General features: G+C 50.3%; 2 protein-coding genes. Both read right to left on the bottom strand.

Going from position 1 to position 1,240, the window contains the following annotated elements:
- Window positions 1-31: 31 nt before the first annotated feature.
- Window positions 32-865 (bottom strand): IS3 family transposase, encoded by an 834-nt coding sequence (locus UC15_RS25405; protein WP_232829998.1) that lies wholly within the window; start codon window positions 863-865, stop codon window positions 32-34.
- Between the two features lie 11 nt (window positions 866-876).
- Window positions 877-1,176: a transposase gene (locus UC15_RS25400; RefSeq protein ID WP_112291987.1), complete on the bottom strand. Its 300-nt coding sequence runs from the start codon at window positions 1,174-1,176 to the stop codon at window positions 877-879.
- Window positions 1,177-1,240: the final 64 nt, after the last annotated feature.

Here is a 1,240-nt window from a genome sequence, read left to right as displayed (position 1 = left end):
CTGTTCTGGTCTAGTAAAAGTTGACACCCCATTAAGCGGCGACCTCATATTCGTTTGGTGAAAGACCACCAAGATGGGTATGAGGTCGCCACATATTGTAGTATTCAATGACGTATTTACTGATGTCCCGCTTTGCACTTTCCGCATCTGCATAGCAGCGCTCTTTCACCCACTCTGATTTCAGACTGCCAAAAAAACGTTCCATAACAGCATTATCCCAGCAATTTCCACGCCGGCTTTGGCTGAGTTCTACGCCATTACTTGCAGCATAATCACGCCACTCACCACTGGTATATTGGCTGCCCTGATCTGAGTGAACCAACACGCTGTCTTTCGGTTGTCGCAACAGCTTTGCCTGGCGTAATGCCCTAAGAGCTAACTCAGCCGTCATTGTTTTCGCTACATCCCAACCCACGACTTTACGCGAGTAAAGATCGACAACGGCTGCCAGATAGCACCAACCCTGACGTGTCGGGATATAGGTAATGTCAGTCACCCATTTTTTATTCGGTGCCTCAACGCTAAATTCCCGACCGAGATGGTTAGGCATTGCGGCACTCATATTGCGAGCATATACATACTTGCGTCGGCGCTGACGTCCCGATAATCCCAGCTTTTTCATCAGGCTACGCGTCGCATATCGTCCGAGGTTAAAGCCTTCTTTGCGTAACACGACGCTCAGTGTTCTGCTCCCAAGGCTGCCACGACCCGCTTTCCAGCAGGCTAAAGCATGGGCATCCCGCTCGGCATTTGATGATGTCGCTGGACGATGCTTTGCCTGAAGCCAGCGATAAAACCCGTTGCGGCTCACCGCCATTGTTCGGCAAAGCAGCGCTACCGACCAGAATAGGCGCTGCTCATCGATGAAAGCGAACCTCAGCGCTGCTCTTTTGCAAAGAAGGCTGTGGCCTTTTTTAGGATTTCCTTCTGCTGCCTGAGTTCTTCATTTTCAGCACGCAGGCGGCGCAATTCGGCTTCGAGTTCGCTGCGAGGTCTTTCCCCCGACAGCTCAGTTTGCAGGGATTGCTCATAAGCAGTCACCCAGCGACTGATATTCTGATCGGCGACGTTGAGCTGACGGGCAACTTCAACACATGAAAACCCTTGTTCACAAACAAGTTTGGCGGCTTCGATCTTGAATTCTTTGCTGTAATTTTTGCGTGTAGTTCTGGCCATAGGCACCTCCGTTTCAAGGATTATATCCTCTTAAGTCGGTGTCACCGATTATTAGACCAGAACA

It is taken from the genome of Rahnella sp. AN3-3W3, assembly GCF_003263545.1.
Lineage (GTDB): Bacteria > Pseudomonadota > Gammaproteobacteria > Enterobacterales > Enterobacteriaceae > Rahnella > Rahnella variigena.
The sequence above is the reverse complement of the archived record's forward strand: the minus strand, read 5'-3'. Positions and strand labels throughout refer to the sequence as shown.

Coding starts and splice junctions, on each gene's coding strand:
- UC15_RS25400 (WP_112291987.1), bottom strand. CDS start 1,176: ATGGCCAGAACTACACGCAAAAATTACAGCAAAGAATTCAAGATCGAA.